Raw genomic sequence first — 25637 nt, 5'->3', positions numbered from 1 at the left:
CATGCTGAGAGCCGGGATCGTCGGACTGCCCAACGTCGGGAAATCCACTTTATTTAATGCCCTCGTCGCCAATGCCAAAGCCGAGGCCGCCAATTTTCCTTTCTGTACCATCGAGCCTAATGTTGGGGTGGTGTCGGTTCCCGATGAACGCTTGCAGGTCTTGGGAAAAATCTCTGATTCTACCAATATTATTCCGGCGCGAGTTGAGTTTGTTGATATTGCTGGATTGGTCAAGGGCGCAAGTAAGGGGGAAGGGCTGGGCAACCAGTTTCTTGCCAATATCCGCGAGGTAGATGCGATCGTCCATGTGGTGCGCTGTTTTGACAATGACGACATTATCCATGTATCGGGATCCGTTGATCCAGCCCGGGATATTGATGTGATTAACCTGGAACTGGGGCTGGCGGATCTGTCGCAGATCGAACGCCGCATGGAACGAGTCCGCAAACAAGCCCGCACCAGTAAAGAGGCGCAGGTAGAGCTGGCAGCCCTGGAAAAAATTAGTGCTGTGCTCAACGAAGGCAAACCCGCTCGTCAGGTGGAACTGACTGACGATGAGGAAGAATTCGTCAAGCCATTGGGACTGTTGACCCTGAAACCAATTATCTACGCAACCAACGTTTCGGAAGATGATCTGGCCACAGGCAATGCCTGGGTGGAGCAGGTGCGGGAAGTGGCTGCCCAGGAAAATGCTCAGGTGGTGGTGATGTCGGCCCAGGTGGAGTCAGAGCTGATTGAACTGCCGGAGGAGGAACAAAAAGAATTTTTAGAATCCTTGGGCGTGGAAGAAGGGGGCTTAAAGTCTTTGATTCGGGCGACCTATGAACTGTTGGGACTCCGTACCTATTTTACAACCGGGCCCAAAGAGACTCGTGCCTGGACGATTCACGCTGGAATGTCGGCTCCTCAAGCGGCTGGAGTCATTCACTCTGACTTTGAGCGGGGTTTCATCCGAGCGGAAACGGTGTCATACCAGGATCTGGTGACAACGGGTTCCATGAATGGAGCAAAAGAGAAAGGTTTGGTTCGAAGTGAAGGTAAGGATTATACCGTTCAAGAAGGGGATGTCATGCTATTCCGTTTTAATGTTTAAGCAGGGTTAACTCAATAACCTGTCCATCACCTGTCCATTGTTCTGCTTTGTTGACTGGGCGGGCAAGATGCCCACCCCACAAGAATTTCAGATGATCAATTCCCATTCCAGCAAGATGTAAATTGAAAAGCTCCAGTAGTTTCCCTATTCCTCTTCAAACAACGGTCTAACGACTTGCGGCGGCGTATCTCCATAGGCTGCCTCTAGTTGTTCGCGGGTCAACGATCGAATCAAGCTAAGGTTCAATGGCTCTTGGCTCAGAAACTCCGCATAGGCCGCACTGAGATAAGGCTGATAATCGGCGCGATCGTTCAGGTAGAACTCCATGAAGGCAACGCTGAGAGCCTGCGTATACTGGCTGCCGAGTCCGCCACTGGGGCCGATCAGCAATTCATCCAGGGGAGAAGTCGTTCCCAAAAAAATGCTGTCGATCACCGTGAGATGACTGGCTGGGGAAAGTACAGCTAAATATCTTTCTGGAGTGGTGAGCCAGGTAAAGGGATAAATTTGTTCGGCAATGGCGGGGGCAACAAAATCATTGTCTGCGGCAATGATGAACGTGGGCCGATCGATCGCCTCCATACCCTCTGGCCCCAGGATGGCACTGGGAACGGGAGACATGGCGATGACCGCCCGGACGCGAGGATCACTTAAATCAATTGAGGCAGGCGGTAATTCTATAGCAAGGCACTGGAGAAGCAGCGAAATGTTTAAGTTAATCTGCTCATCCCGACATTCGATCGCCAGCCGCAGGGGGTTGATTTCTGCTCCTGCCAGGGCTAGAGCGGTATAGCCGCCAAAGGAATGGCCAATAACCCCTACTGATTCCATATCAAGCGTTCCAGCGATATCGGGATTCTCTTGGGCAAAGCGTTCTAGACGATCTAACGCTACGGTGATGTCAATCGGGCGATCGATAAATTCCTCTGGTCTGAGCAATTGGTAGAACAAGCCTGACAGGGCATCTTCTCTGAACTGGGTGTTACTGCCAATATGTTCTGGGACAACCACTGCGAAACCATAGGAAGCCAAATGAGTTGCCAGTTCAGCAAACTCTTCCCGGTTTGAACCCAGTCCATGAGAAATCGCAATCACTGGAGCCGGAGAGGGTGCATCCTGGGGAAAGTAAAAATCAGTATCATAAACTCGTCCAAATTGGCCGTTGAGTCCAGGTCGATCGCCATCCGTAATCGTTTCCGTTCGTCTGACCACTGCAAATTCTCCTGGCTGAGTCAGATCGGGCAGTTGGGTAAAGTCAGTCGGAAATTCAGCGGCTTCCAAAACAGCTTGTTGCTCGATCGCCCGCAGGGTTGCATCCTGATATTCCAGTAAAACTCTAAACTCTTGCACCAGTTCTTGTACCTGGCGTGTATTGATTCGCAGTCCTTCCGTTGGGAAATAGCGAATCACGTTGATCAGCGTAATTCCCTCTGGATCCTGTGCTGCTTGAATTAGAGCCGCCCGAATTGCATAGAATCCGTTTTGCCGAGATTGGGTCTGAATCACTTCCCCCAACTGCTGCAAAAAAGTTTCTCCGATCGGAGAATAGGCTAACTGCGCCACAGCCACATGACTGACTTCAAAGGATTGTTGCAGTAAAGGCTGGAGTTCTTCTAAGGTTTGATCATCCAGATAGCGAGTATATCGCCGCAATTCGGGTGTAATTTCCCCTGTTTCTACGAAGGTTTCCAACGAATCGACTGAGATGGTCAGGTCAAGGGGCCCAACGGTAAAGTGAATCCGCTCTGCACTCTGAACAGGTTTGGGAGTGAGGGCATCTGGCAGAAAGGCAATGCTCAAAGTCAGCGCAGCATATAAGAACAGGGAAAGGCGGTTTCGTCTCACGATCAAGCACAAGTGTTCAGGAGCATTACGGTCTATGTTAAGAAATTTTGATGGAGAGCACAGGCGATCGTCATCCTCCGATCGGTTGCTCTTATCGGCAATTGTCCTTTAGTGACAAAACGCAGCATCCTAAATTAAAGCCATCCCCCGATCGCACTCGGACATCAGGAGCCAGGGAATACAGCACCGCTTTACCATCCCGCTGAGCCTGAACCAATCCTTGCTGGCGCAAAATTCTTAAATGGTGAGATAACAGGCTTTGCTCCAGAGCCAGAATTTCATTCAACTCCCAAACGTATTTAGAACCGTCCAGCAGCAAGTTGAGAATTGCCCATCGGCTCGGATCGGCGAGCACCTTGAGGCGTTGGGCGCAAAAGGAGGGAGAGAACTGCTGGGAAGTCATAAACATGCCTGAAGGAAGCTCAAACCGCAAATGAGCATTACAATCACTAATGATATGAAATTCTATTCATGTCAAGAGAGGAAAAATTAAACCGTAAATCAGACGAATTCTGTTTTTTACCAGCCTGTAAGGGCGCACTGCTGTGCGTCCCCGATCGGTGTAGGAGGAACTGTGCCCACTCAAACCATTCAACTCGACAGACTCCAGCATCAGCTCGGAGAGCATCTACAACGCACGCGCTTTGCCAATCAATCTTGCCATCTGGAACTACTGGCCCACGGGGAAGCGAATGTGATTTTTCGACTGAATCACACTCAGTTGGTACGGGTGGCGGTGAACACACCCAACCAGCGATTTGCAGGAAAAATTGAGCGGGTGACGCAGTTTGAGCAATCGATCCTCCAGTATCTCCAGGGAACTGGAATTGGGCATCAACTCCAGGATGCGAAACCGGAACCGACGGCGGATTTTCCCTACACCTACTTAATCACGAATTACCTGGAAGGGATCGCCCTGAACTATAGCCGATCGCATTTACAGCAGTGTGCTGAAACCCTGGCCCAACTCCACCGTTTACCCCTGGAGGCAGGCTATGAGCTAGATCGGATTCGATCGCAGGTTCCAGTGATTGATCAACCCCTAACCCGGTTCTATCAAGAGGCGAAGGATTATGCCCAGCCCTATTTGACTGCCCCAGACGCGGAACCCGAAATCATCCAAATGCTGGAGGCAGTTCTGCATCAGGCTGAACAGCAGTTGAACGCAGAATCGTTACTCACCGACTATCCCCACTGTTGTCTGGTGCATAGCGATCACACCTGCGAAAATTGGGTGATTAACGATCGCCAGGCCTATCTCATCGATTGGGAGTGGGCTGAACTGGGTTCACCAGCCGGAGATCTGGGTCATTTCCTTTCCCCCGTGACGGTGCGCCGCTGTCAGGGATATCATTTACCCGCCAGCGATCGGGCGTTTTTCCTGCACCACTATTACGAAGCTCTGGAGGATGCTGATTTAGCCGATCGGATTCAGCATCACTTCACAGCCTTTGGCGTGTTCCCGGCAGTGCGATCGTTGTGCTGGACGGCAGGATACTGGATTACGGCGAATCGCTGGTATGCCGATGGAAACAGTCCAAACGGGGCAGAACGAATGGCCCGACTTCAACAAAGTCGTCAACAGTTTCCAGAACTCTGGCAGGAAATCATGAACTGGTTAAACGATCCTGAACCTCAAGCATAGAATTCAACCACTGGAATTCTTGTGGGATGGGTATCTCTGACATTTGGAATTCTTGTGGGATGGGTATCTCTGACATTCGTTTATGTCTAACGTTGAAGCCCAACGGCGGCAGGCATCTTTCTTCAGGTAATACAGGTCTCTGTCAGGTTGGTTTGGATTAACCTAGAGAGGATGATTGCTTTCCTTTTCCTAATCGATCTTCAAAGAGCTGCAAGCCATGAGTACTGAAACCATTACCCTTGAAGTTTCCCAGGATATTTTGGCTGCTCTGAAAATGGGGGCGAATGATTTAGGTCAGCAATTTCGGTTGTTGGCGGCGGTCTCGTTCTTCCAGAGTAAGCAACTGTCTCTGGGCAAAGCGGCAGAGCTTGCAGAGCTTAACCGTCTGGCTTTTATGGATCTGCTGGCTCAAAAAGGGATTATCGCCTTTGACTATGACGAATCTGCCCTGAATACTGACCTGGCTGGACTTGCTGCATTGACAGACCATGACTAATATCATCAGCAACGCTACGCCCTTAATTGCTTTTGCCAGAATCGGACAACTGCCCTTGCTGCAAAAGGTTGCTGGGAAACTGCTAATCCCGACGGCGGTTGCTGAAGAAATCACAACCTACAGTGGGACGACCACAGGACAGATTCACCTACCGCAGGAATCCTGGATTCAGGTCGAGTCTTTGCAGTCCGAAGACCAGATGCGCCTTTTGTTACCGACCCTCGATCGGGGAGAAGCTGCCGTGATCGCCTTAGCACTGGAAAAACGGGCTTCGTTGGTGCTAATGGATGAACTGACGGGGCGCAAGGTGGCTGAATCGTTACAGCTCAGGGTTACGGGGTCGGTAGGGTTACTGATTTAGGCAAAGCAATTGGGCGAGATCAAAGCCGTCAAGCCGCTATTGGAGGCTATGCATGAGTCCGGGATTTATTTCAGCCAACGGTTCATTGATTCTGTGTTGCGTTATGTCGGGGAAGGGTGAAGTGAATGGGGGGTGAGGCAGCGATGGATCTTGAGGTTCTGCCTGCCCAAGTTGAGGATAAGCCCGTTTTACAGAATCTCCAATTTAGGAGTCAAGGTCGATCTGGTGCATAAGGCGGGTTTAAAACCACGCATTGGAGAACGCATCTTGGCAGAGGTTGTTTACCTGTGACCCAGCGGCGTATTGGTGTTGCAAGATTTAGAGGTAAATGGGTGACCTGGGATTCGAACCCAGAACCAGCGGATTAAGAGTCCGATGCGCTACCGTTGCGCTAGTCACCCGAATCAGCGGAACTTCATCATAGCAACTTTTGTACCCAATTCTCCCCAAATTCTCAGGGTTCATTCATCTGGCAATCCAGCCTGGTCTCTACACTAGTAAAGGATTCCTTCCCTCCGGCTGACCCCAAATTCAACGGGTGTATCCCACTTTTGCATTTGCATGGCGGCTCGTTTACTGGCAGGCAAGATGCCCGCGCTACAGAAATCGATCCATTTGCATCAATGGGATGCTCCCAAATTCAACCGATTGACAACCCGCAAAGAACCGCCTTACTGTTTGATTGACATGAATCAATTTTCATATCAAAACCTGTTCATACCATACCCGATCGCCCAAAATGCTTAGAAACTAACCTCTTGTGGGGTGGGCATCCTGCCCGCCCATGCAACTGAATCCAGTCAACAAACCTGTTGTGGGGTGGGCAGCGTTTCGACTGAGCGCTCAAGCCGAAGTCTTGCCTGCCCAGCCAACAAAGCTGAACCCCCACCAGATGATTTACTCCACCCTCCTCCCATCCCATGACGAAAGCAGCCCTCCCCCGATCGCCCCGCCCAGCAGGGGCAACCATCACCCAATTGCAACAGCAGGGATTCGCCTACCTCCTGATGCTCCCTGCCCTCAGCATTGTGGTGGTGCTGTTTGGGGGTGGATTGGTGATGGCGTTCTTGCAAAGTATTGGGGTAATTGGTTTATTGAGCGATGGTAGACCCACGTTAGCCGCCTATCAAGCCGTCCTGGCCAATCCAGAATTCTTCCGATCGCTGGGCCTGAGTCTTTACATTGCCACAGTTTCCACCGGACTCTCGGTATTGCTCAGTTTGGGGTTAGCCTTACTGTTGCGATCGTCGGGACGATGGGCCAGTCTTGCCTGCCAAATCACATTGCCCATTCCCCATCTGGTTGGCGTAGCGGGAATGTTGCTGTTGCTTTCGCCCAGTGGGTTTCTGGCGCGGATCTTGTATCACTGGGGTTGGATTCAGTCAGATCAGGACTTTCCTTTGTTGGTCAACGATGCAGGGAACATCGGCGTGTTGCTGCACTTTCTCTGGAAGGAAATTCCGTTTGTCACCCTGATTTTGTTGGCCGTGCTGCGGGGTATTGATCCAGCCTACGAAACTCAGGCGCGGGTACTGGGAGCTAATCCCTGGAAATGCTTTTGGACAGTGACCTTACCGATGTTGAAAACGGGAATTTTATCCTCCAGCTTAATTGTGTTTGGCTTCATCTTTGCCTCCTTTGAGGTTCCCTTTTTACTGGGATCAACTCGTCCGCGCACCTTACCCGTTCTGGTCTATCGAGCCTTTACCGATACCGATCTCACGCGGCGATCGGAGGCGATCGCATTGGGTTTAATTCTATCGGTAATTTCGTTACTCATTATCGTTTTTTACCTATGGCTCACGTCGGGCGATCGTTCCCACCCATCATCATCTCAAAGATAATCGAGCAACCGTAGCGCAGGCTTCCAGTCTGCCTCTTGATAACAAATCTAATTCCCAAAAATGTTCCTCAAAGCCCCCTTACAAGTCCCCAAAGCTGGGCAAATTTCACTCCTGACGCTGGTGATTTGGGTACTGTTTTTACCCTTCCTGCCCTTACTGATCTGGTCCTTTGCCCAGGGATGGTTCTTTCCGCAACTGCTTCCAGCCCAATGGACAACTCAACACTGGCTCCAGATTATTTCCACCCCCTCACGGGTCAGCGAAGGAGTCCTGCAAAGTTTAGTAATTGCCTTGATCACCACGGGTTTATCCTTACTGGTGGGACTTCCGGCAGGACGCGCCTTAGGCATGATGGAGTTTCCTGGTAAAACGGTACTCAAGCTAGTCCTCCTGACTCCTATCATCGTCTCGCCCCTGGCCACATTGATGGGAATTCAGTCCATCCTGATTCGGTTGGGGTTGAACAGTACCCTAGCCGGGGTGATTCTGGTTCACCTGATGCCCACCATTCCCTACATGACCCTGGTACTGGCCAGCGTGTTCGCCAATTTTAATAGGGACTACGAAATTCAGGCGCGATCGCTGGGGGCCTCCCCGGTGCAGGTGCTGGTTCAGGTGACGTTACCGTTGATTGCCCCTGGGGTGATGGTAGGCGCATTGTTTGCCTTTTTAATTTCCTGGAATGAGTTCTTGCTGACCTTTTTTGTCGGGAGTGGTCAGGTGTTCACTTTACCAATGGTTTTGTTCACCTTGATGCAGGGGGGCAACAATGGGCTGATTGCAGCGGTCGCCATCACCTCGATGATGCCAGGGTTACTCTTTTTGCTGCTAGCTAGCCGGGCTTTGCAAAATGATGCGGCCTTGGGAGGGTTGGGCAATGTTTGAACGGTTTGAACTGAGGGTTGAAGCTGGGTTGGGAGGAATGGCATGAGTCAGTTAAGATTGCAAAACCTGACGAAATCCTTTCGTGGTGTTCCGGCCGTACAAGACCTGTGGTTGGACATCCGATCGGGGGAAATTGTCTCACTCCTGGGGCCGTCGGGTTGCGGCAAGTCTACCACCCTGCAACTGATTGCTGGAATCCGATCGCCGGATGCGGGGGTGATTGAACTGGATGGAAAAATCCTGAACCGAGTACCCACCGAAAAGCGGGATATGGCCCTGGTGCTGCAACGGGGACTGCTGTTTCCCCATCTGACGGTGGGAGAGAATGTGGCGTTTGGGTTAAAAATGCGGGGGGTGAATCGGGTGGAGCGGGAACAGCAGTCCAGGGCAATGCTGCAACAGGTTCAGCTCGAAGGCTTCGGCGATCGCAAACCCTCTGAACTCTCCGGCGGACAGGCGCAACGAGTGGCCCTGGCCCGATCGCTGGTGATCCGTCCCAAGTTATTGCTGTTGGATGAACCCCTTTCGGCCCTGGATGCCAACCTGCGGGAAGAGATGCAGTCCCTGATTTTACAGCTTCATGCCCAAACGGGAGTGACGCTGATGCTGGTGACTCACGATCAATCTGAAGCAGTGGTGATGTCCGATCGGATTGCTTTGATGTTTGAGGGTCGTTTACGGCAGGTAGCGACCCCAGAACAGCTTTACCAACAGCCCTGCGATGAGTTAACGGCCCGGTTTATGGGTGGGGTAAATTTCTTCACGGCAACGGCTCAGGATCAGCAGTGGAGAATTACCCAGGATGTGATCTTGACCAGTCATAATTCAGCGCAGGGTCAGATTCAGTTCACGATTCGTCCCGAACAAATTCAGCTATTCCCTGAACCGTTCCCATCGGTGAATTTAATTCCAGCGATCGTCGTAGCCAACCGATTCACGGGAATGCAGCGTCGTTTAACCCTCCAGATCTCTCCCGAGGGTTCATGGCCATGCTCATTTCAAGCCTGGATTGCGCCGACTCAAAATTTTGCGATCGGTCAAACGGTCTGGGCGTATCTGCCACCCGATGCCCTCTGGTGTTTTGCGGAATCTGTTCTGGAGACTGAGCCAATGAATGTTGTGTGATGTTTGGTTTGTGATGTCTGGTTTGTGATCTTGAGAATGTAATTTTGATTGATATTGGGTGAAATTGATGAATTCCTTTAATGTCCGCGATCGGTTTTCCTTGCCCCGTCGGCGGTTTCTCTGGTTAGGAGCCAGTACTTGTTTGGCCACATTAACGGCAAATTGCGCGCGCAATCAGCAGGCTGCGAATCCAGAATCGGCGATCGATTTCACCACAGCCTCCTGGGAAGAGATCGTGGCGGCGGCCAGGGGAACGACGGTGAATTGGGCGATGTGGGGCGGTAGTGATCAGACCAATCGCTATGCTGATCAGTGGGTGGGAGCCAGGTTAAGCAGTGAATATGATGTGACACTGAATCGGGTGCCCCTGAATGATACGGTGGAAGCAGTGAATAAGGTGATTGGCGAAGTCCAGGCGGGATTGACCACAGGGGGCAACGTTGATCTGATCTGGATTAACGGTGAAAACTTTCGGACGATGAAGCAGGGGAATCTGTTGTTTGGGCCGTTTAATGATGCACTCCCTGCCCTCCAGTACTACGATCGGGATAATCCGGCAGTGACGACCGACTTTGGACTGCCGATCGAAGGTTATTCTGCTCCCTACACTGGCTCCTACTACGTCATGGTAATGGACAGGGCGCGAGTCACCCAGGCACCCCAAACCTTTGAGGAATTAATGACCTGGGCCGGGAAAATCCCGCCGCTTTGCCTATGTGGCTCCACCTGTGTTTGACGGAAGCCGCTTTTTGCTGAAAACGCTCTATGGCGTGACGGGGGGCTATGAACAGTACGCGGGGGCAGAATTTGACGAAGCCCTGTGGAATCAGAATTCACCCCTGGTGTTTGATTATCTTCGAGAATTAGAACCCTACCTCTGGCGCGCAGGGGAAACCTATCCGCCCACCCAGGCTCGCCTGCACGAACTGTTTGCCAATGGCGAGATCTGGATGATGCCCGTGTTTATTTCTCGCGTTGCGGAAGGATTGACCACGGGACAATTTCCTGCCACCACGCAAGCCTTTACGATGCCGGGAATTTCCCTGAATGATCCCTCGTTCACTGCCATTCCCATTAATGCCAGCAATCCAGCCGGAGCAATGGTGTTAGCCAATATCCTCTCCAGCCCGGAAGGTCAACTGGAGAAGTTTAAACCAGAGGTTTGGGGCGATCCGCCACTCCTGGACATCAGCAAAGTACCGGACGATTTGCGATCGGAATTCGCCAGGGTGGAGGAGAATTATGGCATTCCCTTGCAGGAGTTAATCAGTGAGACCGTTCCGGTCGTTAATGCCGAATACACCACACGGCTCGAACAAGGTTGGGAAGCACAAATTGCCTCGTAATACTAGAGAACGCTATGCCAGAGAATACTATGCCAGCGCACACTATCTTCAAAGAACGATCGTCTCGTGATCGAGGCGTGATCCAGCAAAATCGCCTGATGGAACTCCATCTTTATCCCGGTAATCAATGTAATCGGGATTGCTCGTTTTGTACGGTGTTTGGTAGTCCCAAGGGAAACTATGCGGAATACACTCAAACCCATTTAGATGCCGTCCTGCAAACTGTGATGCTGCACGAGCAGGGAGCGGTCAAATTCTATGGTGGGGAACCGACCCTGAACCATGAGAATGTGATCTGGGCGATCGCTTACCTGCGCCAGCATGGGTATCAAGGGGCGATCGTGATTTATTCCAATGGGATTCAGGCAGCGCGATTACTCGAAATCCTGGAGTCTGATCCGTTGCAGAACACCACGGCTTCGTTAAATTATTCCATTACGACGGGGGATGGTGCGCCACAAATGCCGCGTCAATCTCTGGAACGGTTAGAACAGTACGAAATCGACCATCCAGGCACGATCGCCATTGGTCATTCCGATGTGGTGGATTCCGGTCGCGGGGTGGAGCCATTTTCCGGAGAAACGACCCGCCCCAAAGCCAGTTCCCGCTGTCCCCATTGCTATCCGGTTCTGACCACCGAAGGCAAATTCCATGCCTGTCCCTTTGCGATCGAAAATCAGGCTCCCCATTTTCAACTGGGAACGGTGAATAGCTCTCCTGAAACGATCGCCCATAATTTCCAGGCATTTTTTGATTGGCTTGATCAGGTTCACGAACCCTTTGCCGCTGAACATCAACTTCCTGCCTGTACCGTGTGCTGGAAACATTTAGAGCAATTACCCCCTCCAGAATTTAGGGAGGCGATCGCTGCTCAATCCTGATACATTTCTTGAAAAATGCCTCGTTGAGAATCACTCCCCATCACCAACGCTTGCAGCAAATCGTACTGCCAAGCCTGTAACGGTGAGTCCGCATGGGCAGCAATATTTCGCAATTTGTTGATTTGATCGATCGCTGATGCAGCTCCGACGGGCTGCTGGACGATCCACTCCGCGACGGGATGCGGCCACTGGTCGAGGAAAGTCTGGATTGCAGTGCGGTCTTTCTGGTTGACGGTATCAAACTGGACGGAACAGTACAAATCCTCCTCTGGAGAGGGCCGATCGCCCTTTAGCACCGATTCTCGAAAGGAATACCACTGGGCTGACAGAAGGGGGGGCAGCATTCCCAGGGTATATTTTTTCCTGGCTCTCAGCGTGACTCCACCAATTTCATCCGTACCGCCATTGTTCAACAAGTACTGATGCAGGTGCTTGAAGAAAGGTTGAACTACTTCTCGCTCCACGACAAATCCTAATCGCAATCCTGCTTCTGAATAATCGGCGATCGCATCTAAAGTTGATTCACTTTGAATTGCCATCTGATGCTTAAAGGCAGTCACCAGATCGCGCTGACTATGGGGATTCAGCTTGAGCCAGCGGTTACTCCCAAATTGTTTTCTGGCTTGCTGTTTTGGATCGTTGGGATCGATCTTTTCTGGAACTGATTGACGGACTGATTTGGGCGTAGAGGATTCCTTAGCTAGAGCTTTTTCAGTTTCAATCTGAATCTGAAGTTCGGTGATCTGGCTTTCGTATTCGTGTAAAGTCGCCTGTCGCTGCTGAAGTTCTGTCTGGAGCGATCGCAGTTGTTCCTCTTGCTCCTGAGTCTGGTTTAGTTCTTGATTCAAGTGAGAGATTTGATCATGCAGCGTCAGAATGTGCTGATCTTTCTCAGTCAAGAGTTTTTTTTTCTGCTCCAGTAATTGATTCTTCTCCGATAGCTCCAATGCACTGAGGGCGGATCGAATTAAGTTGAAATAATACGGTTCTGAAATATCAATCTCCTTCGCTTCCGCTCGACATTTACCGAGGAGTCCTCGACGCTGTTGGGGTTGAATCGCCAGCACCTGTCCAGCGAAGTTACGAATTCGCAGTTCCTTTGTGTCATTCACCTGGGAAATACCGCAGGTGTACTTGCGTTTGTTGTAATAAAACTCGATCGGTGTTGAGGTTTGCAGAAATCGGGATTCCCGCAGTTCCTCTTCCAGGGAAGGGCGATCGGGTTGATACTCTTCTGGTTGATACTCTTCTGGCTGCTGATTCTCTGGTTGATACTCTTCTGGTTGATACTCTTCTGATTGATGATTCTCTGGTTGATACTCTTCTGGTTGATACTCTTCTGATTGATGATTCTCTGGTTGATACTCTTCTGGTTGATGATTTTCTGGTTGATGATTTTCTGGCTGAAACAGACTGGCAGTTTGGTTTAAATCACAATCTGGTGATTCAACGCCTTCATTAACCAAATTAGGGAGAGGATTGCTACCCGAATGATGATCGTCAGGCTGATTTATCCCTTGATCTGATGGATGGTTTCGCCCGGATTTGGACTCATTGCGAATGGATTGGACGGATTCTGGATAGCGCACTGGACGGTTCAATCGCCCCTGCTCCCTATCCCGATCCTGAATCCCCCTGGAATCGATCGCGGGTTGACCTGCCGCAGGACGCACCCCGACCAGTTCCAGTTCCACTGACTGAGTGCCGTTCCATTCATTGAGTCGTAAACGATAGGCAATGTCGATCGGGCTGGGTAAAGGATAGTATTCTCCCCATCGCCAGGCGATTGCTTTGATTGAGGGAGGAGGTAGGGGCGAATCGCGATTCGCCCGTACAGACGAAGATATTTCAGGTTGGGTGAGGGTGAGTTTGAGGTGGGACTGGGTGCGGCCGATCGCCTTTTGTTCCAGGATGCGGACGTTGGGAGTCCAGAAGACGGGGTCAGGATTTTCGATGCCGCAGGGGTGGAGGGCATCAATCTGGTGATAGAGGTTGAAGGTGAGATCGCTGAGGTGGGCCTGGGCATCGATCGTCACCAGGGGTTTGAGGTGTTCCGGTTGCAGTTGCCCGTTGGCAAACAGGCTGAGGCGCGATCGAAATTCTTCCAGGTGCTTTGCCTCCAGGGAAAAACCCCCAGCGGCCCGGTGTCCGCCGTATCGATCGAGAATCTCACCGCAAAACTGGAGGGCTTCAAACACATGGAATTCTGGAATGCTGCGGGCAGACCCTCGGATGCGATCGGGATCCTCTTCTTCATAGGTGCCAATGAACACGGGCACACCGTACCGCTCCACCAGCCGCGACGCTACAATGCCAATCACCCCATGATGCCAGTCGGGTTGCACCACCACCAGAACCCGATCGGACTGCCAATCCATCTGGCTTTGCTCACAGTAGGCGATCGCTTCCTGTTCAATCAGTTCACACAATCGTTGCCGCAGTTGGTTGACCTGCTCACACTGCATGGCCCGTTCCAGGGCCAACCCCTCATCTTCCGTCGTCAGCAGTTCAATCACAATCTGCGGGTCTGAAATGCGCCCGATCGCATTAATCCTTGGCCCAACCGAAAGCCGATCGCCTCTGGCTTGAGCTGCTTCTCCTGGCTTAAACCCGCCACCTGTACCAATGCCTGAATCCCCACAATCCGCGACTGGGGCAATAATTTCAAGCCGCGCCGCACCCACCGTCGGTTTACTCCCGCTAGAGGGGCTAAATCCGCGATCGTCCCTAGCGTAAATAATTCCAGCAGGGGAGTCGTTAAATCCTGGGTTTTCTGCAAACACTGGGCCAAACAAACCGCCAGCACATAGGCCACCCCCACTCCCGCAATCCCACAGTAGGGCGACTCTGGATCAATCAGCTTCGGGTTCAAAATCGCATTGGCGGGCGGCAAAACTTCCGGAATGTCGTGGTGATCGGTAATAATGACCGTCAGCCCTAATTCCCTGGCTCTGGCGATCGGCTCATAGGCTGCAATCCCGTTATCCACCGTCAGGATCAGCCCCACGCCTTCCTGGTAAAACTCCTCCACAATCCGCCGATTGATGCCGTATCCCTCCTGCATTCGGCTGGGAATTGCATAGTCCACCACAGCCCCCATCGCCCGCAACGCCCGCAGCAACAGAGCTGTACTGGTCATGCCATCCGCATCATAATCCCCACAAATGGCGATCGGCTGACGGCTGGCAATGGCTCGCAGCAAAAACTCCAGGGCGATCGGTAAATCGGGAAACTCCTCCAGGGGAGAAGGCAACTGCTGCCGTTCAGGATCCAGAAATACCTGCGCTGCATCAGGGGTATCAAATCCTCGATTGATCAACACCTGCCCCAATAGGGGAGAAAGCTGGGTGATATGGCCCAACTGGGCCGCTTTCTCCGGCTGGGCTGGAGCAATGTGCCATCTTTGGTTTGGACAGGAGGAGGAACGGGACACGAGGTAAGGAGGACTGAGGACTGAGGACTGAGGACTGAGGACTGTTCGCGGAGCGTGGGCGTTAGCCCGTAGGACTGAGGACTGAGGACTGAGGACTGAGGACTGTTCGCGGAGCGTGGGCGTTAGCCCGTAGGACTGAGGACTGAGGACTGAGTAGATTCCTGTAGGTTGGGTTGAGGCATGAAACCCAACATGCTTTGATTCGAGATGTTAACACTGAGAATGGCGGATTAAATAACCTGTGTAATGATGCCCCATTGACGGAGGGAGCAAGATGACTATTCCCCATCAGGCTATTCACAAGATCAGGCTATTCAATTTGCATTCCCTGGGGCGTTGGGTTTCGCAAGCTTAACCCAACCTACGATAATCGATCGACAACGATTCTGATGATTTTCTCTAAATTAGGATAATTGTACTAAAGGCTAGAATAACCGAACTCGACCATCGTTTTCGATATAAACCGATCGATCGCCTGTCCCCGATCCGGGAATCAGTTCGATCCGCAGCAGATTCGGTTCCGGACGGAAGAGGACTGCCCTTAGCCCCAGATTCGTTTCATCCCAGAAGATCACAGACAGGTTCGGCTCTGTGCCAAAGTTGGAGCTAATTTCGACCTCAGCGCCCGGAGGAAGGGCGATCGTATCCGTCAGGGGTCGCTGTTGGACTCGCACCAGGCTGGAGGTTCGGTTGGACATCTGGAGCCGTACTGCCTGTCCGGGGGTGAACTGGATTTGGCGGGAGCCACAGTTGGCGGTGCAGGTTTGGGCGATCGAGAATTGAGAAAGGGAAGGGGCATCGGGTTGAGCGGAGACAGGGGGAGAGATGGCCGCATAGCCAACGCTAATCAGCCAGCCGCAGAAACTGAGTTGGGCGAGAGATGGGTAGTGTCGTCGGTGATCGATGTTCTGGCTCATAGGTAAGCTCCTTAACTGTCATCGCTTCAGTAGGCGAACGTAGCCTGCTTGTTCAAAATGGTGATCCGTGGTTAACGCATTCTGGATGCCCGATCGTTGCATAATCACGAAGGAGGTGCAATCGACTAAAGACCACACCTTGTCAGGTCTGCTTTTGCAAAGTTCCCAAGCAGTAGTATCTGTGGCTGCATCAATATGAATGACCTCCACTATTGAAGCAGTTCTGATTGAGTCAATGTACTGGAAGAGCGTATTGCGGGGGGCACATTGGCGAATGCTCAGTAGTGCTACCAATTCAGTCACGATGTAGTTGGTGGTGATCAAAGACTGGTACTGCTTTTGTGCTTGAGCAAAATGGTGAGCGGCTTGAATGTGGAAAGATTCAGTTGGAATGAACAAACTGGCCCAGCCCGATGTATCTATGAACAGCCTACTCACCGGAGTTTAGCTCCTGGGTCAGGGCTTCGCCAAGGTAGCGATCGTGGTTTTCAGCCAGGTCAGTCGTGTTCAGATGTAGGGTGCCAATGAGCGGCGTGATGGGGTCGTAGCGATCGACCCTAGATTTTGGCGGAAATGCTGTCTTTATTGCGGTCAATGCTGTCTCAGTACCGATTTTTCTCAGAGCCGCTTCAGCCGTTTGGCGAACCTGGGGGATATCGTCTTGAAGTGACTGAACCAATAGAGGCACGACTGCCTCCGTCCCGATCGCACCCAGTGCTGCTGCTGCTCCCTGGCGCATGGCTGGGTTATCGTCCTGGAGGGACTGGATCAGAGTTGAAAGTGCAGTAAGGGTCTGAACAACCAGACTCTCCAGGGGTGCGTTCAGAGCATGGGCTTGAACAACGAGTTGTTGCTCCAGTTCTTCTGGAAGTTCGATGGTGAGCAGTTTTGTCATCTGAGTTGAGGAGAGATTGCAGATCAGGCTAGAAGATAACGCCAGAGGTCGCGCGAGGCATACAATTCACCAAGCCCGACGCTTTGCCCAGGAATGCTCTTATTTTACAGGGTTCATCCTGGGGGAGAAGGCTGACAGTACATTCCCAACATTCCCAATTTTTCTATCCGTTGCCCCAAAGCCCAAAATCTTCGGGATTAATACGATTTGCGCTGAAGTGTGTTACAAATTTCTTCTGACACGATAAACTATCAGTTTTCTGGTTCCGTGAACCTGTAATCATCTGCTATGTAACCTTGCTGCTAATTATGCTCCGCCTGCTGACGAATGCTTATTTTTTAGTTAATATCTGGCAGATACAAGACCATTCCGGTTCGTTCGCGGGATGTTCAGTCAACAGCAACGGATGCCCCTCCGCTTGCTGGGCTTGGGTTGGCATTTGCCTTGAGAAAAATTTCTGACGCTTCTAGTTCTCTCCTGTTTACGTGTGAGGAAGTCCGTGTCCCCGAAAGCTTATAATTCCCACTCTGCCCCTAAGGTACTCCGCAAAAAACCATCCAAATTTGGTCGATGGCGATGGTTATGGCTGTTGTTTAGCTTAACGGGGGTGGCGGCTGTCTCAGCTTCGGCAGGTGCATTGCTGGCCGTGGCGATCGCTGGCACTCCCCTGATCCAATCTCCTTTACATGGGGGGGATGACAGCATTTTTAACCAGAATGACCCCATCTCATCGGGTATGAACCTGCGATTGCCCCGGCTGACTCGTCCGGTCAATATTTTGGTGCTGGGGGTAAAGGTGCTGTCCTCAGATGTGGATGATCCACCGCCAGAGGTGAGAGATCTGGGTTATCACGCTCCGGTCAATTCTCTAGAAGGGCTGACCGATAGTATGCTGCTGATTCGTTTTAATCCTGATACTCATCAAGTCACCGTACTGTCTATCCCCAGAGATACCCGTGCCTGGGTCGAGGGAATGGGCTTAACCAAAATTAATGCGGCTAATGCGGTGGGTGGCCCAGCCCTCAGTGCCCGATCGACGAGTGAGTTATTGGGGGGAGTAGGCATCGATCGCTACGTTCGGATCAATGTCCAGGGGGTCGAGAAACTGCTGGATGCCCTGGGCGGCGTGACGGTTTATGTGCCCAAAGACATGAAATATACCGATGAGTCTCAGCATTTGTATATTAATCTTCAGCAGGGAGAACAGCACTTAAACGGCAAGGAAGCCCTCGGTTTCCTCCGGTTTCGCTACGACGAGTACGGTGACATCGGGCGCATCCAACGGCAGCAAATGTTTATGCGGTCTTTGACGGATCAGGTGCTGAAACCCGCCACACTCCCCCGAATTCCCCAAATCCTGTCGGTGATTCAGTCCAACCTGGATACGAACCTGAGCGTTGAGGAACTGATTGCGCTGATTGGATTTGCCGCCCAAACCGATCGCCCTAACGTGAAAATGCTGATGGTTCCTGGGGATTTTGGCTCAGAGGCAGAGTATGGAGCGAGCTACTGGATTCCCAATCATCACCAGATTGATGTGATGGTGCATCAATACTTTGGCAGTGCGAATACGGCTGATGTCAGGGAATTTGCAACTCAGGCGCGGATCGCCATTCAAGACAGTATTGGAGACCCTTACACGCTGCAAAATCTGCTGAATCACCTTGGCAATGCGGGCTATGGCAATGTCTATGTGGACTATCCCTGGCAGGAACCGCTAGTCACAACGCAGATTATCGCGCAGCAGGGAGATGCCCGCGCCGCCAGGGAACTCCAGGAAGGGCTAGGATTTGGGGAAGTGCTGGTGGAAAGTACAGGCAGCCTGGCTTCAGACATTACTATTCGTTTGGGACAGGATTCCTACGGCCCCTCCTGCCCCCCGCTCTTGATCCGACCGTGGAAACGATCCAGCCAGCTAACTCCGTCTATCCTGAAACGGTTTACTCAGAGGAGTATCCTGAGGCGATCGATCCGGGTCTGAGCGAGGAGGAGTATTATCCCACCATCCAGCCCGATCCGTTGCAGGAACCAGAGCCAGCTTATTAAGAGATGCCAATTCAACCAACTGGATATTCTTGTGGGGTGGGCAGCGTTTCGACTGAGCTTTCGACCTGAGCTCAAGCCGAAGGGCTCAAGCCGAAGTCTTGCCCGCCCAGTCAGCAAAGCAAACCGATCTAAACTGGGATACACCTTGCCTGCCTAAATCCGCTGCATTAAGCTCATCCCGTGGGTATCGGTTCCACAAGTATGCAGCAGTCCATAGGCCTCAGCCAGACCTCGTACTTCCGCCGTTTGCTCTAGACTGGGAGACCAGGGGAATGGATTGCCGTAAGCGTAGTAAGCCTCGACCCCATCAATCCCCAGCCGAGCAGCTTCGGGAATCAGTTCAAAGGGCGATCGACGGTAGCGAGCTGGGTGGGCTAAAATCGCAATTCCGCCAGCTTCATGAACTGCCTCAATCACACGAGCCGCAGCGTAAACCTGCTCTGACACAGTAGCACCCCGCTGATAGGGACAGAGGGCTTTATGGGCTGGATCAAAGGCATAGGCCAAAATGTGAACGTCCACTCCCAATAGCCCTGCATTAATTTCCATCCCCGTCCAGAGGGTTGGAGCTACTTTGGGTTGAGGCGTATCAAATGATGACCAGATCCAATTTTCTAAGTATCGCTGTGCTTTGCGATAACCATTAACGCTGTGATGGTCTGTAATCGCAAATCCCTGTAGTCCAATTTCGATCGCCTGTTTCACCACCTGTTCCGGCTGCAATCGTCCATCTGAACAGACGGTATGGATATGAAAGTTGAACGATCGAGGGCAGCTTTCCGCATGAATCGTTTCAAAGATAGATCTGAGTGTCTTTGCGTCCTGCGCCGCTGACCAAACCGAACTCCGAGCCAGATCGACAGCCATAGTTCCGTTACGGTTATTTACATTTCTCTGCTTTCTACTATACATCCCGTCGAAAGGGGGGTGGGGGATGCAAAGGGGGAAGACAACCGACAAAAGGCAAAAGGCGGCGGCGCAAGGATACAAAAAGGAGCCTTTAGGGTGCATCACTCAAACTGCCAAAAAACTGATAAATTGGGCGAATCGAGCGGTGAACCCTCTTGTGGTACACTCTCGACGTAAATGGTTTTGTTTCATTGGATTTATGAGTGTTTACTACTGTAAATTTATGAAAAAATTTAATGTTCAAATGATGAAGTCTGCTGGGCTGGCCCTTTTCCTGGTTGCCCCAACTGTCCTGGGACTAAAATTACCTGCGATCGCTCAAGAGCCAGGGTTTACACCAGAGCCTGCCGCCCCCACTCGAGAAATCACCCCAGCCGCCACTGAAGATCTTCCCGCGTTTGAGCGACCGGGCTTTATCGGAGCTTGTCGGGCCACCAATCGCCCAGTAGAGGTATTTGCCGACTCCAGCCTATCTGCGGTCAATCGGGTTGGAACATTTGCTGCCAGAACTCCCGTCACCCTCACTGGCGTTCTGCGGGAAGGACGGGCCCAGGTCTACTATCGAACCTCCCCCACATCGGATATCCGAGTTGTAGGGTGGGTCAATGCAGCTTTTTTGACGGGGTGTGATCAATTGCCGCCCAGCGAAACCTGCTTCCGGGTCTTGCCTACCAATGGGTTGATTGCCCGCGAAGCCCCGAATGGTCAGCCTCAACGCACTCCAGGCGGATCTTTAGATGGGCCAGCGGGAGGCTCCCAGGTATTTTCCACTAGCACTCCCCCCAATCGCCAAACTGTCGGTAGCTATGTCTGGATGCAGGTGCGCTACACCAGCCTAACCAACACAACTCGTACGGGTTGGATTGCTGAACGTTTGGTTGGGGGCGGTTCCAATCTCGCGCCCTGCAACTAAGAACGGAGCATCCTTAGGAACACAAATTTAATAACCTGAGATTCTTGTGGGGTGGGCATCCTGCCCGCCCAGTCAAAGCAGCAGATTCTTGTGGGGTGGACATCTTGCCCGCCCAGTCAAAGCAGCAGAACGGTGAACAGGTTATTTAATCCACGATCCTTGATCTCGATCGTGGGCTTATTCCTCTTGCAACAGCACGACGGCATAGGCCGCGATCCCTTCTTCCCGTCCTGTCGGCCCAATTTCTCGTTGGTGGTTGCCTTAATGCCAATTTGGTTGGCAGAAATCTCCAGCACCGTGGCCAGTCGATCGCGCATGGACTGAAGGTGGGGCTTGAGTTTGGGGCGTTCCGCTACAATCACTGAATCCAGATTGCCGATCTTCCAACCCTTATCTCGAATCAGTTGGTTCACCTGCGCTAGAAGCTCCAGACTATCTGCTCCGGCCCACTGGGGATCGCTGGGGGGAAAATAATGCCCAATATCCCCCAGGCTTAAGGCTCCCAGCATGGCATCCATGATGGCATGGGTCAAAACATCGGCATCGCTATGCCCCAGCAGCCCCAACTCATGGTCAATCTTCACTCCACCCAAAACCAGCGGCCGATCGTGCACCAGTTGGTGAATGTCGTACCCGTTGCCAATTCTGACACTCATGATTTTTGTCGTCCCAATCTCTCAAGGATTTCCTGTCTCAGCCTGTTCTCAGCCTGCATTCTCCGGTTGATAGCCAGCCCAATTGCAGCCAACCCAGCGATCTAGTTTTCAACGCTTGCCTGCGCCAACGCGGTTTCAGCATTTTGCCGATAGACTCCTACCCGGTCTTGGGCGACTCCGTAACGGGGATCCGTCGATGGAATCTGAGCCATCAATTCAGATGCGCGTTGCCACTGTTCGGCCAGGGCTTGCCATTCTTCTGGCGTTTGGGCCTGTTGCCCTGCTGCTACCGCTCCCTCAGCCAGCCGCACTGCATCGGCAAAGGGATCGGCGTTGGGATCGGCGTTGGGATTGGGCTGGGGGTTTGCCTCTGGGGAAACCTGCACCAAATCTGGTGAGTCTGTATTCGGATCTGCATTCGGATCTTCAATGGCTGAATTTTCCGTTGCTACCGGGGACTCCGATCGCCCCACCCAGTTGTAAACGGTCCAACCGACCAGCAGCAAAAAAACGCTGAGGCTGGCTCCGCCAATCAAACCCCGCCAGAACAGGCTTTTTTCACGGGCAAACCGGGTGGGAGATTTCTTGGGAAAACTGGTTTTGGGGTCAAGGGGGGACGATCGCCCAGATCTCGGAAAAACCGTTGCATAAAATTAGGACGGTTCAGCACGATTTCTTCAGACCAGAGCAATTGATTGACCCCATCTCGGTTAATTTCTTCTAGCCAAAGCAATTGCTGTTCTCGAACAATGCGGCTGTTGATGTTTACCCGACGAATTCGACGAGGTTGAATCGCTTCCAGAATGCGCCGTACATCTGGCACTAAAACAGACTGCTCCAACTGCTCTGGCGTGGCAGCTTCACACAAAAGTTGCAAGACACCTTGCTCAAATACGGCTCTGGTACGCACTCCAGAGTCTGCCAATTTTTCGTTGAGGATTTGAATAATTGCAGAGACGCTGCCTTGACGAGCTTGCCTTGCAATGTCATCTATTGAATCGACCATTGTTCACCGATTGTTCACCGAACGTGTGGGACTGGAGAAGGGTTGAAAGATGTTTTCGTTGCGGGTCAAATGATATCAAACAGAAGCCGTTGATACTAAAAATAACCTTTTTTTAAACTTTTTCAATATGTTGGGGACGATTTTTCATCTTCTACAAATCAAGCAACAGTTCGCTGTATGCAACTTTTCCGCAATCCCTGATTTAAATTTCCTGCCCATGACGATGGTTTTAAGCGATTGTTGCTCTGGTAGTTTCCCTGGATCAGATCCGTTTTGCAGATGAACCGTTACCAGCTATCACCGCTGCTGAGATGTTGATGATCATTAAATCGTCGAATTTGCCATAGATCCGTATTAAAGCGATTTTGGTCTGTGCGTTGCCACCGCGATCGATCAATCCAGAATTCAAACAAGGCAGTATTGTGGGCATGAAGTCTCCAGGATCGATCGCAGCCCATCAGTTCTGAGATCAGGTGTTGCATAATCCAGCTATGGGTAATAATCCAAATGTGCTCTCCATCGGTGTGACGATCGAGCAGACGTTGGATAAATCGATGCGCTCGATCGCGGGCAGTCTTTAAAGACTCAGCTCCAGGCACAGGAATCCAATCGGAGGAAGATTCCAGCGCATGACATAAATCGGGATATTGGGCCCGTGCTTCGGCCAGGTGAGACCTTGAAAAATTCCGTTCTGATGTTCTTGTAACTCGTCAGCATACTCTACGGTGATATCGCCCTCTCGGGTTTGAAAAGTTTGATGTTTGACGTTCTGTGGAGCGGTGGTGGCAGCAATCGTTGGAGCAGGCGATCGAACATTGTCTTCATCCAATTCAAGACCTGGTTCTGGTTCGATGCTTGGGGATGATGCGGCGTTGTGGCTCAAGTTGTGGCTCGATCGGATGTTGAATGCTGTGGTTGATTCAACTCCTGATCCCATGCAGGATGAATCACCTGGATGGAGTGCAGTGGTCGTTAGTTCTGGAATGGGAGTACCCACTTCACCATCCATCAAGTCACTGATATTAGAGGGGAGGGGCTCAGCCAAAAACCGGCCAGCAAAATCTCAGTGGTTTGAACGGTACGTTTTAAGGGACTGGTATAAACATAAGATGGTCGCCATCCTTCCGTCAGTAACCGCTGGGCCAGTTTCTCCGCCTGATGCCTTCCCTCCGGAGAGAGTTCAAATTCAGCTTGTCCCTGCATCCGCTTTTGTTGATTGCCTACGGATTGAGCATGACGGATAAAGAGCAGTTTGAGTAACCTCATAAAATTTGACCGATCAATGTAATGAAGGAATCATACTAGCACTCGCTTGAATTCGTGCACCATGACCCGATGGGAATTCAGGCGGGTAAAAGTTGCACCAGCACTGCGGCAGTTTGAAAAGATGAATTGCCCAATCCGGTTCTTTACAATGTCTCGGCTATGGGAAAGTCGGAGCATCAGAAATTGTGACAGAATCTTCAATCGATTGGGAACAATCCGGAAATTGCCACGACTGCCCCAGTCATCTGCCACGTTTCAAGAAAAAAATTGTCACTGAATTGAGAATACCCATGCCAATTCTGTCAACTAGGAAATAGAATGAATGGAATCTGTTTTGTGTTTAGTTATCAAAAATGGCAACTTCAGCAAATCGACGAATCAAGTCCGCGAATGTCACCAATCAAGCGATCGATCAGGCAAATGCACTTCTGCAAAACCTGCCGGAGAAACCCAAGGAAGTCATGTCACTGCGAGAAGCAGTTGATGAGCTTCAGGAAGATATTCGGGCTGCATTGGCGAAAGGATACAGCTACGAAGAGATTGCAGAGATTCTCTCTGGCAATGGCATTGAAATCAGTGTAACCACGCTCAAGCGATATGCCCCTGCGGGTCGAGGGAAGCGGAAAACCACAGCCACAAAAACTCGATCGCGCCGAGGCTCCAAGAGTGAGGATGTTTCGACTGATGAGGAAGATGATGCATCTGAAGCATCAACGGACACAGCAGAAAAAACGACTCGAAAGCGGGGGCGAGCGGCAGCCCAAAAAACTGAACCGGAGGTAGAAGTCATCGAAGCCGAACCAAAAACCACGGGACGGGGTCGTCGTAGTACGGGGGATGCTACTTCGACCAGAGCTAAGCGAACCTCAACTCGTTCGACGAGTCGTCGCCGCAAGTAGTTTCCCAGGCTGTTCTACTCCTCACACCTGACCCATCAACTGGGACGTTCATCCATCGTGTTTCCCATTGTGATCCGAAAATTTTGACGGAGTTTTAGGGTTCGGAAGCTCTGTCAAGTTTTCGGAGTCCAATTTTTGGATTCCAATTTTCAGAAAGGTTTTAGAGCATCTAGCCACTGGTTAAAAGGGGTTCATTTGTGCTGTAGTGAAAAGGATCTCCAAGATTCACGATCGGTCGATCGCCTGGCTGATCGCGGAGATCATTTTCATCCCTTCGTCATAGCGATGGCAATTCTGGAACCTGTTTCTGGCAGCTGTTCATTACGACCATGGTGCTGCGAGAAGCGGCCATAGTCGCTCATTTTTTATTTCTTAACATTTATTCGCAGTATCTATTGCAATTCTCGCCAGATTGGAATTATTAAGAAGTCGCTACTGCAACGTTGTGGAATTTAAACCTGGGTATTTCCCAGATTCAGCCGACTCGCTGTATCTCTGGTTTGAACCAGGAAGGCATTGAGCAAAGGCTTCCCAAACTGCAACAATTTTTGTGCAACCTCTGTGTCTGCGGTTTCTGGAGTGCCTGCATTAAATGGAGGTTCAGGGCAATACTCCAGCATCAGTTGGGTCATTTGTGCCACTTCTTCACCGCAGAGTAATTTCAGCAGGGTCAAACCAAAATCGATTCCTGAGGTTACACCTGCACCTGTTACACGATCGCGGTCAATCACCACTCGTTGGGCAACCACTTCCACCCCCAGCATTGCCAATTGATCGCGGAATGCCCAATGGCAAGTGGCTTTGTAACCTTGCAGCAAGCCAGCTGCCGCCAGGATTAGGGAACCTGTACAGACACTGGTAACATATCGTGCAGTTTGGCTCTGCTGTTGCAAGAAGTTCAAAATTTCCTGATCTCGCATCACTTCTACTTGTCCTATACCACCCCCGGGAACGCAAATCACATCCACAGGTGGACAATCAGACAGCGTTGTAGTTGGAACCAGGGTCAAACCCTCATTGCTGATTATGGGAGACAGGGTTTTCCCGACCAAATGTACTTCCGTGTCAGGTGGAAAGGCGAAAACCTGGTAGGCACCCATCACATCAAGCTGAACAGCATCAGGATAAATTAAAAAGCCAATTTGCAATTTAGCCATTGTTTTGTAGTTGTCTGAA

General features: G+C 51.4%; 26 protein-coding genes, 1 tRNA gene and 3 pseudogenes. 15 read left to right on the top strand and 15 right to left on the bottom strand.

Annotated features, from left to right (window positions below):
* Window position 1 precedes the first annotated feature (1 nt).
* Window positions 2-1093 carry a redox-regulated ATPase YchF gene (gene ychF, locus ACM1PF_RS21110; protein ID WP_416666603.1) on the top strand — a complete coding sequence of 364 codons (1092 nt, stop codon included), beginning with the start codon at window positions 2-4 and terminating at the stop codon, window positions 1091-1093.
* A gap of 144 nt (window positions 1094-1237) precedes the next feature.
* Here the strand turns inward: ychF and ACM1PF_RS21105 are convergent, their stop codons facing one another.
* Together ACM1PF_RS21105 and ACM1PF_RS21100 are read right to left on the bottom strand one after the other, a co-directional pair.
* Window positions 1238-2938 carry an alpha/beta hydrolase gene (locus ACM1PF_RS21105; RefSeq protein ID WP_416666602.1) on the bottom strand — a complete coding sequence of 567 codons (1701 nt, stop codon included), beginning with the start codon at window positions 2936-2938 and terminating at the stop codon, window positions 1238-1240.
* 91 nt (window positions 2939-3029) lie between these two features.
* Window positions 3030-3341 carry an ArsR/SmtB family transcription factor gene (locus ACM1PF_RS21100; RefSeq protein ID WP_416666601.1) on the bottom strand — a complete coding sequence of 104 codons (312 nt, stop codon included), beginning with the start codon at window positions 3339-3341 and terminating at the stop codon, window positions 3030-3032.
* Between the two features lie 171 nt (window positions 3342-3512).
* Between ACM1PF_RS21100 and ACM1PF_RS21095 the strand changes: the two genes are divergently transcribed.
* The 5 genes and pseudogenes from ACM1PF_RS21095 to ACM1PF_RS21075 form a co-directional block, all read left to right on the top strand.
* Window positions 3513-4583: a phosphotransferase family protein gene (locus tag ACM1PF_RS21095; RefSeq protein WP_416666600.1), complete on the top strand. Its 1071-nt coding sequence runs from the start codon at window positions 3513-3515 to the stop codon at window positions 4581-4583.
* Window positions 4584-4800: 217 nt separating this feature from the next.
* Window positions 4801-5079 carry a UPF0175 family protein gene (locus ACM1PF_RS21090; RefSeq protein ID WP_416666599.1) on the top strand — a complete coding sequence of 93 codons (279 nt, stop codon included), beginning with the start codon at window positions 4801-4803 and terminating at the stop codon, window positions 5077-5079.
* On the top strand, window positions 5072-5440 hold the full coding sequence (locus tag ACM1PF_RS21085; RefSeq protein ID WP_416666598.1) for a DUF3368 domain-containing protein: 369 nt from the start codon (window positions 5072-5074) through the stop codon (window positions 5438-5440). Before ACM1PF_RS21090 ends, ACM1PF_RS21085 begins: the two co-directional genes overlap by 8 nt.
* Before the next feature lie 9 nt (window positions 5441-5449).
* Window positions 5450-5560 (top strand): DUF3368 domain-containing protein, encoded by a 111-nt coding sequence (locus ACM1PF_RS21080; protein ID WP_416666597.1) that lies wholly within the window; start codon window positions 5450-5452, stop codon window positions 5558-5560.
* Between the two features lie 69 nt (window positions 5561-5629).
* Window positions 5630-5731: pseudogene (locus tag ACM1PF_RS21075) on the top strand (DNA polymerase beta); the annotation flags it as partial.
* 38 nt (window positions 5732-5769) lie between these two features.
* Here the strand turns inward: ACM1PF_RS21075 and ACM1PF_RS21070 are convergent.
* Window positions 5770-5841, bottom strand: a tRNA-Lys gene (locus tag ACM1PF_RS21070).
* Window positions 5842-6360: 519 nt separating this feature from the next.
* Here ACM1PF_RS21070 and ACM1PF_RS21065 point away from each other — a divergent pair.
* From ACM1PF_RS21065 to ACM1PF_RS21040, 6 genes are all read left to right on the top strand, one after another.
* Window positions 6361-7284: an ABC transporter permease gene (locus ACM1PF_RS21065; RefSeq protein WP_416666596.1), complete on the top strand. Its 924-nt coding sequence runs from the start codon at window positions 6361-6363 to the stop codon at window positions 7282-7284.
* 60 nt (window positions 7285-7344) lie between these two features.
* Window positions 7345-8169 (top strand): ABC transporter permease, encoded by an 825-nt coding sequence (locus tag ACM1PF_RS21060; protein WP_416666595.1) that lies wholly within the window; start codon window positions 7345-7347, stop codon window positions 8167-8169.
* Between the two features lie 42 nt (window positions 8170-8211).
* Window positions 8212-9294, top strand: a complete 1083-nt coding sequence (locus ACM1PF_RS21055; RefSeq protein ID WP_416666594.1) for an ABC transporter ATP-binding protein — start codon at window positions 8212-8214, stop codon at window positions 9292-9294.
* A 67-nt stretch (window positions 9295-9361) separates the two neighbouring features.
* The gene (locus tag ACM1PF_RS21050; RefSeq protein ID WP_416666593.1) at window positions 9362-10030 is read left to right on the top strand and encodes an ABC transporter substrate-binding protein; all 669 of its coding nucleotides are present in this window, start codon (window positions 9362-9364) and stop codon (window positions 10028-10030) included.
* Window positions 10023-10640, top strand: a complete 618-nt coding sequence (locus ACM1PF_RS21045; protein WP_416666592.1) for an extracellular solute-binding protein — start codon at window positions 10023-10025, stop codon at window positions 10638-10640. Before ACM1PF_RS21050 ends, ACM1PF_RS21045 begins: the two co-directional genes overlap by 8 nt.
* A 29-nt stretch (window positions 10641-10669) precedes the next feature.
* The gene (locus ACM1PF_RS21040) at window positions 10670-11521 is read left to right on the top strand and encodes a radical SAM protein (RefSeq protein ID WP_416666591.1); all 852 of its coding nucleotides are present in this window, start codon (window positions 10670-10672) and stop codon (window positions 11519-11521) included.
* A gap of 1667 nt (window positions 11522-13188) precedes the next feature.
* On the opposite strand, the pseudogene recJ reads toward ACM1PF_RS21040, so the two are convergent.
* The 4 genes and pseudogenes from recJ to ACM1PF_RS21020 all read right to left on the bottom strand — a co-directional run.
* Window positions 13189-14954, bottom strand: a pseudogene (gene recJ, locus ACM1PF_RS21035) (single-stranded-DNA-specific exonuclease RecJ); the annotation flags it as partial.
* A gap of 425 nt (window positions 14955-15379) precedes the next feature.
* Window positions 15380-15871, bottom strand: a complete 492-nt coding sequence (locus ACM1PF_RS21030; protein WP_416666590.1) for a hypothetical protein — start codon at window positions 15869-15871, stop codon at window positions 15380-15382.
* Window positions 15872-15889: 18 nt separating this feature from the next.
* Window positions 15890-16309: a type II toxin-antitoxin system VapC family toxin gene (locus ACM1PF_RS21025; protein ID WP_416666589.1), complete on the bottom strand. Its 420-nt coding sequence runs from the start codon at window positions 16307-16309 to the stop codon at window positions 15890-15892.
* Window positions 16302-16766: a HEAT repeat domain-containing protein gene (locus tag ACM1PF_RS21020; protein WP_416666588.1), complete on the bottom strand. Its 465-nt coding sequence runs from the start codon at window positions 16764-16766 to the stop codon at window positions 16302-16304. Before ACM1PF_RS21020 ends, ACM1PF_RS21025 begins: the two co-directional genes overlap by 8 nt.
* 499 nt (window positions 16767-17265) lie before the next feature.
* Between ACM1PF_RS21020 and ACM1PF_RS21015 the strand changes: the two genes are divergently transcribed.
* A complete protein-coding gene (locus ACM1PF_RS21015; RefSeq protein ID WP_416666587.1) occupies window positions 17266-18747 on the top strand; it encodes an LCP family protein in 1482 nt (493 codons plus the stop codon).
* Window positions 18748-18965: 218 nt separating this feature from the next.
* Here ACM1PF_RS21015 and ACM1PF_RS21010 read toward each other — a convergent pair whose 3' ends face one another.
* Window positions 18966-19679 (bottom strand): PHP domain-containing protein, encoded by a 714-nt coding sequence (locus tag ACM1PF_RS21010; RefSeq protein WP_416666586.1) that lies wholly within the window; start codon window positions 19677-19679, stop codon window positions 18966-18968.
* A 265-nt stretch (window positions 19680-19944) separates the two neighbouring features.
* Here ACM1PF_RS21010 and ACM1PF_RS21005 point away from each other — a divergent pair, with 265 nt between their 5' ends.
* Entirely contained in the window at window positions 19945-20634 is a 690-nt protein-coding gene (locus ACM1PF_RS21005; RefSeq protein ID WP_416666585.1) for a hypothetical protein, read from the top strand.
* Between the two features lie 177 nt (window positions 20635-20811).
* Here ACM1PF_RS21005 and ispF read toward each other — a convergent pair.
* The 6 genes and pseudogenes from ispF to ACM1PF_RS20975 form a co-directional block, all read right to left on the bottom strand.
* Window positions 20812-21290: pseudogene (gene ispF / locus ACM1PF_RS21000) on the bottom strand (2-C-methyl-D-erythritol 2,4-cyclodiphosphate synthase).
* 101 nt (window positions 21291-21391) lie between these two features.
* Window positions 21392-21826: a hypothetical protein gene (locus ACM1PF_RS20995; RefSeq protein WP_416666584.1), complete on the bottom strand. Its 435-nt coding sequence runs from the start codon at window positions 21824-21826 to the stop codon at window positions 21392-21394.
* Entirely contained in the window at window positions 21823-22296 is a 474-nt protein-coding gene (locus ACM1PF_RS20990) for a hypothetical protein (protein ID WP_416666583.1), read from the bottom strand. Before ACM1PF_RS20990 ends, ACM1PF_RS20995 begins: the two co-directional genes overlap by 4 nt.
* 287 nt (window positions 22297-22583) lie before the next feature.
* Window positions 22584-22922 (bottom strand): histidine phosphatase family protein, encoded by a 339-nt coding sequence (locus tag ACM1PF_RS20985; protein ID WP_416676744.1) that lies wholly within the window; start codon window positions 22920-22922, stop codon window positions 22584-22586.
* Window positions 22874-23341: a hypothetical protein gene (locus ACM1PF_RS20980; RefSeq protein WP_416666582.1), complete on the bottom strand. Its 468-nt coding sequence runs from the start codon at window positions 23339-23341 to the stop codon at window positions 22874-22876. The genes ACM1PF_RS20985 and ACM1PF_RS20980 overlap by 49 nt, the downstream gene beginning before the upstream one ends.
* Complete coding sequence (locus tag ACM1PF_RS20975) at window positions 23305-23562, bottom strand: phosphoglycerate mutase family protein (RefSeq protein WP_416666581.1); 258 nt, start codon at window positions 23560-23562, stop codon at window positions 23305-23307. Before ACM1PF_RS20975 ends, ACM1PF_RS20980 begins: the two co-directional genes overlap by 37 nt.
* 353 nt (window positions 23563-23915) lie before the next feature.
* On the opposite strand from ACM1PF_RS20975, the gene ACM1PF_RS20970 reads away from it, so the two are divergent.
* Window positions 23916-24461: a hypothetical protein gene (locus ACM1PF_RS20970; RefSeq protein WP_416666580.1), complete on the top strand. Its 546-nt coding sequence runs from the start codon at window positions 23916-23918 to the stop codon at window positions 24459-24461.
* Between the two features lie 452 nt (window positions 24462-24913).
* On the opposite strand, the gene ACM1PF_RS20965 is transcribed toward ACM1PF_RS20970, so the two are convergent.
* The gene (locus ACM1PF_RS20965) at window positions 24914-25618 is read right to left on the bottom strand and encodes a DJ-1/PfpI family protein (protein ID WP_416666579.1); all 705 of its coding nucleotides are present in this window, start codon (window positions 25616-25618) and stop codon (window positions 24914-24916) included.
* Window positions 25619-25637: the final 19 nt, after the last annotated feature.

This window comes from Egbenema bharatensis FJBBOT/2019 (assembly GCF_048077055.1).
GTDB classification, from domain to species: Bacteria; Cyanobacteriota; Cyanobacteriia; order Elainellales; family Elainellaceae; genus Egbenema; species Egbenema bharatensis.
This window is presented reverse-complemented; position numbering and strand designations above follow the sequence as displayed.